Here is a 6,305-nt window from a genome sequence, read left to right as displayed (position 1 = left end):
TGCGCGTCGACGGTGGCGAGCCGGGCATGGGCGGCATCGGCGGCTCGTCGGCCTGGTGGTCGCCGGCGCAGGGCTACGCGATGGCGTACGTGACCCGCGGGCTGCTCGGCCACGACCGCGCGGACGCCGTCGCGACCGCCCTGGAGCAGCACCTGCCCGACGTCGTCGGAGGCGTTCGATAGGTTCGTCGGGTGCGCATCGCGACCTGGAACGTCAACTCCGTCCGCACCCGCATCGACCGGGTGACCGCCTTCCTGCAGCGTCACGACGTGGACGTGCTGGCGATGCAGGAGACCAAGTGCCGCGACGACCAGTTCCCGGCGCTGGCCTTCCACGAGCTCGGCTACGAGACCGCCCACGTGGGCCTGGACCAGTGGAACGGCGTCGCCCTCGTCTCCCGCGTCGGCCTGGAGGACGTGCGCACGCGGTTCTCCGACTCCCAGCCGATGTTCGGGGCCGAGGCCCCGGTGCTGGAGGCGCGCTCGATCGGCGCCACCTGCGGCGGCGTGGACGTCTGGAGCCTGTACGTGCCCAACGGCCGCGAGGTCGACCACCCGCACTACGTCTACAAGCTGGCCTGGCTGCAGCAGCTGCGCGACTCGGCCGCCGAGTGGCTCGCCGCCGACCCGTCCAAGCAGGTCGCGCTCACCGGCGACTGGAACATCGCGCCGCAGGACGAGGACGTGTGGGACATGAGCGCCTTCGACGGCAGCACCCATGTGTCCGAGCCGGAGCGGGCCGCGTTCCAGCGCGTGCTGGACGCGGGCTTCACCGACGTCGTGCGGCCGCACACGCCCGGCGCCTACACCTACTGGGACTACCAGCGCCTGGCCTTCCCCAAGCGGATGGGCATGCGCATCGACTTCATCCTCGCCTCGCAGGCGCTGGCCGCCCGGGTGACGGACGCGCAGATCGACCGCGAGGAGCGCAAGGGCAAGGGCGCCTCCGACCACGCCCCGGTCATCGTCGACCTGGACTGAGTCCGCTCCGCTCCCGGAGCCGGTCGACGGGTCCTAGCGGGGCCGCGCGCCCTGGCGCAGGTACGCCTGGCGCTGCTCCCGCATCCAGCGCAGCTCCTCCTCGACCTTCGCGACCTCGGCCGGCACGAAGCGGCGGACCTGCATGTCCATGATCGCGGCCGTCTGCACCGCATCGAGCCCGAATCGACCGGCCAACCGCGCCGCCGCGTCGTCCCGCGACGAGGCGGTGTCGAGCAGCGCGAGCACGGCGGCGCGCTCGCGCAGTCCGAGGGCGACGGCGTCCAGGACGTGGAGGCGGTCCTCCAGGCCCTTCAGCTTCTCGTCGAGCGTGGGCTCGGGGCCACGGCGTCGCCATCGCATGGGCCGAGTCTGGCCGATCAGTCCTGCTCGCGGGGCCAGACGACCTCGAACCGCTCGAAGACGACGTCCAGCTCCTCCATCCGCTCGGGGTCCAGGCCGAGACGTGCGCACGAGCGCCGGAAGTAGCGGCGGTGCCCCTCCAGCCAGGAGTCCCGCGTGCGGTCGTCCTCGCCCTCGTCCCACGCGAACGCGTCGTCGACGGACTCCAGGACGCCCACCCGGACCTCGGACGTCCGCAGGACGACCGCCGGGACGCCGGCGCCGTCCGCGACGACCCAGTGGTCCCCGGGCCGCGGCACCGGGTCGCCGTCCGCCTCGAACTGGGCGACGAGGTCGACCGTGGCCCGCTTGGGGCCGTCGGTGACCAGCGCCAGCAGCTCGTCGCCGAGGCGCAGCGAGTCGCCGAAGGCCTCCAGCGGCGGCTCCTCGCCGTCGTGCTCGGGGTACGCGGCGACGTAGTCGCGCCACAGGTCGGTCTCGGCCCCGACGTGGTGGAAGCGCGACGCGGCTCCGCTCACCCGCGTCCGGCCGTCGTCGGCCGCGACGTCGACGACGAGCCGGCACGGACGTCCCATGTCGTGGCCCTGCAGCACCGTCACCGGCACCGAGCGGTCGTGCCCGGACGTGCGCAGCCAGCCGCCGAGCGCGGCGGCCGCGGCCCCCGTCGCCGGGTCCTCGACCACGCCGCCGACGGGGAACGGGTTGCGCGCGTGCACGAGGTCCTCGCGCTCGACGTGCAGCAGGCTGACCGTCGTCCAGCCGTGCTCGCGCGAGAGGTCGCCGAGCCGGTCGACGTCGTAGTCCAGCCGCGCCAGCCGCTCGCGCGTGGCGGTGAGCAGCAGCGGGTGGTGCATGCCGCCGAACGCGACGACGGGCGGGCGGGCCGGGTCCAGCTCGTCGTCGTCGAGCCAGCGCAGCGCGGCCAGCACCTCGTCGAGGACGGCGTCGGGCAGCGGCTCCACGGACGTGGGCACGCTGGTCAAGGTCGCGACGACGCCGTCGCCACCGGCCTCGGTCCCGACCACCACGTCACCGGACCGGGTCTCGAACGTCACCGTGCCCGGGCCGTCGCGCTCGGCCAGCGCGACGGCCGTGGCGATGGTGGCGTGTCCGCAGAACCCCACCTCGTCCAGCGGGCTGAAGAAGCGCAGGACGAACCGGCCGGGCTCGGCGGTGGGCTCCGCGAAGGCGCACTCGGAGTAGCCGAGCCGGGCGGCCAGCGCGAGCCGGTCCGCGTCGCTCCAGCCGCGGGCGTCCAGCACGACACCGGCCGGGTTGCCGCCGCGGCCCTCGTCGGTGAACGCGGCGTAGTGCAGGACGTCGCTCATGGCTCCTCCAGGACGTGGGACGGACGGACCCCGGACGCTACGGCAGCCGGCGGACGACCGGACCCCTCGTCCGTGGGACGGACGCGCTAGCGTCCGGCGGCGAACGGTCCGCGCAGCACCGCCCACTGCAGCAGCAGGATCGTCTTGGCGTCCACGATGCTCGTGCCGATCGCCGCGAGGGCGTGGTCGACGTCCATCTCGACGACCTCGATGTCCTCACCCTCGGCCGCGACGCCGGCCCGGCGGCCGTCGAGGCCGGCACCCTCGTACGGAGCGGCGAAGAAGTGCAGCCGCTCGGTGATCGAGCCGGGGCTCATGTACGCGTCCAGGACGTGCTCGACCTCGCCGACCTCGACGCCGGTCTCCTCGGCCGCCTCGCGCCGGATGGCGTCCTCGGGCGCGTCGTCGTCGAGCAGCCCGGCCGGGGCCTCCAGCAGCATCCCGTCGGGATGGCCGTTGACGTAGGCCGGGTACCGGAACTGGCGGGTGAGCAGCACCGTGCGGCGGCGAACGTCGTGGAGCAGGATCGTCGCCCCGTCCCCGCGGTCGTACGTCTCGCGCCGCTGGGTGCTGACCGTGCCGTCGTCGTGCCGGTAGTCGAACGTCGTCGCGCGCAGCACGTACCAGTCGTTGGCCAGCAGCTCCACGTCGCGCACGGTCACGCGGGGGTTGCCGGTCAGGTCGCGCCCGGTGAGGTGCAGCCCGGTGCGCCCGCGTCCGTCCGGGACGTCGACGCCCGGTCTGCCCTCACCCATGCCGCTACGACAGCCAGGTCGGGCGCAGCGGGAAGTCGGACGTGCCGTCGGGCGCGTTCTTGACCGCCAGCACGTGGTGCAGCTCGATCTCGTCGCGCTCGAAGGCGATGCGCGAGCCGGCCATGTACAGGCCCCAGATCTTGGCCCGGCCCAGCGTCACCTCGCCGAGCGCCTCGTCCCAGTGGCGCTCGAGGTTCTCGCACCACGCCTGCAGCGTCCGGGCGTAGTGCTCGCGGATGTTCTCGGTGTGGCGCACCTCGAGGCCGACGTCCTGGACGGTCGAGACGATCGTGCCGGAGCCGGCCAGCTCGCCGTCGGGGAAGACGTAGCGGTCGATGAACGCACCGGCGGTGTTCGGCGAGACGTTGTCCCGGCGGGTGATGCAGTGGTTGAGCAGCCGGCCGCCGACCCGCAGCTTGTCGCGCAGGAAGGAGAAGTACGCCGGGTAGTTCTTGACCCCGATGTGCTCGGTCATGCCGATCGAGCTGACCGCGTCGAAGCCGGACTCGCGCACGTCGCGGTAGTCGCTGAACCGCACCTCGGCCAGGTGCTCCAGGCCGCGCTCCTTGATCGCCTGCTGCGCCCACTCGGCCTGCTCCTGCGACAGCGTGACGCCCAGCGCCTTGACGCCGTAGTGCTCGGCCGCGTGCATGACCATGCCGCCCCAGCCGCAGCCGACGTCGAGCAGGCGCTGGCCGGGCTGCAGGTCGAGCTTGCGGCAGACCAGGTCGAACTTCTCGGCCTGCGCCTCCTCGAGCGTGGCGTCGGCGGTCGGGTACACCGCGCAGGTGTAGGCCATCGACGGGCCCAGGACGAGCTCGTAGAAGCGGTTCGACACGTCGTAGTGGTGGTGGATGGCGTCCGCGTCGCGCACCTTGGTGTGGCGCAGGCCCTCGAGCGTCCGGCGCCAGCGCGGCAGGTGCTCCTCGGTCGGCGGGGCCGGGGGCACGAGGTTGCCGACGCCCAGGCCGCGGACGATCTTGACCAGCTCGGCCGGCGGCGGGAGCTTGAAGCTCAGCTTGCTGAGCACCTCGGTCATGAGCGGGTAGGGGTTGCCCGGGTGCACGCCGTCGATCTCCAGGTCGCCGGCCACGTAGGCCCGGGCGAAGCCGAGGTCGCCGGGCGCGGTGACCAGGTAGGCCAGACCGCGCTGGTTGAGCAGGCGCACCGTGTAGGGCGACGCCGGGTCGCCGGTGGTGCTGCCGTCGTAGGCCTCGAAGCGGAACGGGATGCCGTGGCGCATGAGTCGTTCGAGGGCACCGGCGATCGTGATGCGCTGGGAGTCGTGCAGGGTCATGAGTTCCTCACCGCTTTCTCGTACAACGTGCTGAGCCGGCCCCCCTGGTCGTAGCGGTCGCGGACCCTCGCGAGGTTCGCGCCGCCGTACATCGCGTCGAAGGTCTCCTGGTCGTAGAACGCCTCGGAGTACAGCGACTTGTGGCCGCCCAGGCCGCTCACGGCCTCCTCGACCTTGCGGTTCACCAGGCCGGGCGGGGCGTCGGCGGGGACGACGACGGTGCCCCAGAACCCGGCGTTGACGTACGTCGTGCCCGGCTCGAGCGGGTAGGTCGCCCACGGACGCTGCGTGCGCAGCGGGCACAGCCACACCGGCCGCATGCCGACCTCGGTGTCGAACCACTCCAGGAAGTCCGGCAGCCGGTCCAGCGGTACCTCGACGTCCTGGATGACCCGCTCGCGTCCGGGGACCTTCTTGATCCGGTCGAGCTTCGCGATGATGCCCAGGCGCGCGTCCAGGCCGACGAGCTTGTGGAACACGTCGCTGCGCCGCCAGCGCCGCGGCCAGAGGCGGCGCAGGCGGGGGTTCTGCGCGCCGAACGCGGCCGAGCACCAGAACCAGTCGGTGTCCCAGCGCCACAGGTAGTCGTAGATCGTCAAGGCGTCGGTCGTCCGCTCCTGGATCGAGCGGTAGTAGACCTGCTGGCCGGTGTAGTCGCTCAGCGCGGCCGGACGCTCGTCGGTGTACTCGGCCAGGGTCAGGTAGACCTCGTCAGGCGAGAACGCGGTGCCGTCCAGGCCGTCGACCCGCACGCCCTCCCACTGGCCGGTGGCGACGATCTCGTCGATGGCCTTCACCGCCCCGGCACCGTCGCCGACGCGGACGTGGCGCAGGCGGACGTACGGCGGCACCGGCTCCAGGCGGATCCGCAGGCGCGTCGCGTAGCCGAGGCTGCCGTAGGAGTTGGGGAAGGCGTCGAACAGGTCGGCGTGCTCGTTGTCGGGGGTCGCGGTGACGACCTCGCCGCTGCCGGTGAGCACGTCCATCTCCAGCACCGACTCGTGCGGCAGCCCGTTGCGGAAGGACGTCGACTCGATGCCCAGGCCGGTGACGGCGCCGCCGAGCGTGATGGTGCGCAGCTGCGGGACGACGTACGGGACGAGGCCGAAGCGCAGCGTCTCGTCGACCAGGTGCTCGTACGTGCAGGCGAGCTGGACGTCGGCGGTGAGCGCCTCGGGGTCGATGGCGATGACGCCGTCGAGACCGCTCACGTCCAGGCCGGGCCCGGTGCTCGCGGCGCGCGGCCGGAACAGGTTCGAGGTGGTCTTCGCCAGTCGGACCCGCTCGCCCGGGCCGATCGCGGCGTACGAGGCGAGCAGGCGGTCCATGGCCTCACGGTGCGCGTCCCAGCCCTTCACCCGCTCAGACTACGACCGTGACCGTTGCGTGACGCAAGGGCCATGGCGACGCGACCTGCGTCACGCACCCAGCAGCCAGACCAGCGCCTCGGCCGGCTCCCCGCCCTCGTCGGCGGCCAGGACGAGCGCGCGTCCGTCGTGGACGCGCAGCTCGTCGCCCGGCTCCAGGACCTGCTCCTCGACGCGGACGCGGCCGCGGGTGACGTGGGACGAGGGTGCGGGCGGCG

The 6,305-nt window shown here is 72.9% G+C and carries 7 protein-coding genes; 2 read left to right on the top strand and 5 right to left on the bottom strand.

Going from position 1 to position 6,305, the window contains the following annotated elements; all coding sequences use genetic code 11:
• Positions 1-182: hypothetical protein (locus tag AC2W7G_RS07570; RefSeq protein ID WP_485867894.1), on the top strand; the 182-nt coding region annotated here is incomplete at its 5' end.
• A gap of 9 nt (positions 183-191) precedes the next feature.
• Positions 192-980: an exodeoxyribonuclease III gene (locus AC2W7G_RS07565; RefSeq protein WP_485867893.1), complete on the top strand. Its 789-nt coding sequence runs from the start codon at positions 192-194 to the stop codon at positions 978-980.
• Positions 981-1,013: 33 nt separating this feature from the next.
• Here AC2W7G_RS07565 and AC2W7G_RS07560 read toward each other — a convergent pair whose 3' ends face one another.
• From AC2W7G_RS07560 to AC2W7G_RS07540, 5 genes are all read right to left on the bottom strand, one after another.
• Positions 1,014-1,340, bottom strand: coding sequence for a hypothetical protein (locus tag AC2W7G_RS07560; RefSeq protein WP_485867892.1), 327 nt, complete (start codon positions 1,338-1,340; stop codon positions 1,014-1,016).
• Positions 1,341-1,357: 17 nt separating this feature from the next.
• Positions 1,358-2,668 (bottom strand): PhzF family phenazine biosynthesis isomerase, encoded by a 1,311-nt coding sequence (locus AC2W7G_RS07555; protein ID WP_485867891.1) that lies wholly within the window; start codon positions 2,666-2,668, stop codon positions 1,358-1,360.
• A gap of 86 nt (positions 2,669-2,754) precedes the next feature.
• A complete protein-coding gene (locus AC2W7G_RS07550; RefSeq protein WP_485867890.1) occupies positions 2,755-3,423 on the bottom strand; it encodes an NUDIX domain-containing protein in 669 nt (222 codons plus the stop codon).
• Between the two features lie 4 nt (positions 3,424-3,427).
• Entirely contained in the window at positions 3,428-4,720 is a 1,293-nt protein-coding gene (locus tag AC2W7G_RS07545; RefSeq protein ID WP_485867889.1) for a class I SAM-dependent methyltransferase, read from the bottom strand.
• Positions 4,717-6,048 (bottom strand): FAD-binding oxidoreductase, encoded by a 1,332-nt coding sequence (locus AC2W7G_RS07540; RefSeq protein ID WP_485867888.1) that lies wholly within the window; start codon positions 6,046-6,048, stop codon positions 4,717-4,719. Before AC2W7G_RS07540 ends, AC2W7G_RS07545 begins: the two co-directional genes overlap by 4 nt.
• Positions 6,049-6,305: the final 257 nt, after the last annotated feature.

The organism is Aeromicrobium sp. PFPM2_SD2 (assembly GCF_057364525.1).
Note: the sequence above shows the minus strand (reverse complement) of the source record. Positions and strands in the feature narration are given on the sequence as shown.

Bases quoted from the DNA above. Each gene is read 5' to 3' on its own strand.
- AC2W7G_RS07560 (WP_485867892.1), bottom strand. From the start codon at position 1,340: ATGCGATGGCGACGCCGTGGCCCCGAGCCCACGCTCGACGAGAAGCTG.
- AC2W7G_RS07555 (WP_485867891.1), bottom strand. From the start codon at position 2,668: ATGAGCGACGTCCTGCACTACGCCGCGTTCACCGACGAGGGCCGCGGC.
- AC2W7G_RS07550 (WP_485867890.1), bottom strand. From the start codon at position 3,423: ATGGGTGAGGGCAGACCGGGCGTCGACGTCCCGGACGGACGCGGGCGC.
- AC2W7G_RS07545 (WP_485867889.1), bottom strand. From the start codon at position 4,720: ATGACCCTGCACGACTCCCAGCGCATCACGATCGCCGGTGCCCTCGAA.
- AC2W7G_RS07540 (WP_485867888.1), bottom strand. From the start codon at position 6,048: ATGGACCGCCTGCTCGCCTCGTACGCCGCGATCGGCCCGGGCGAGCGG.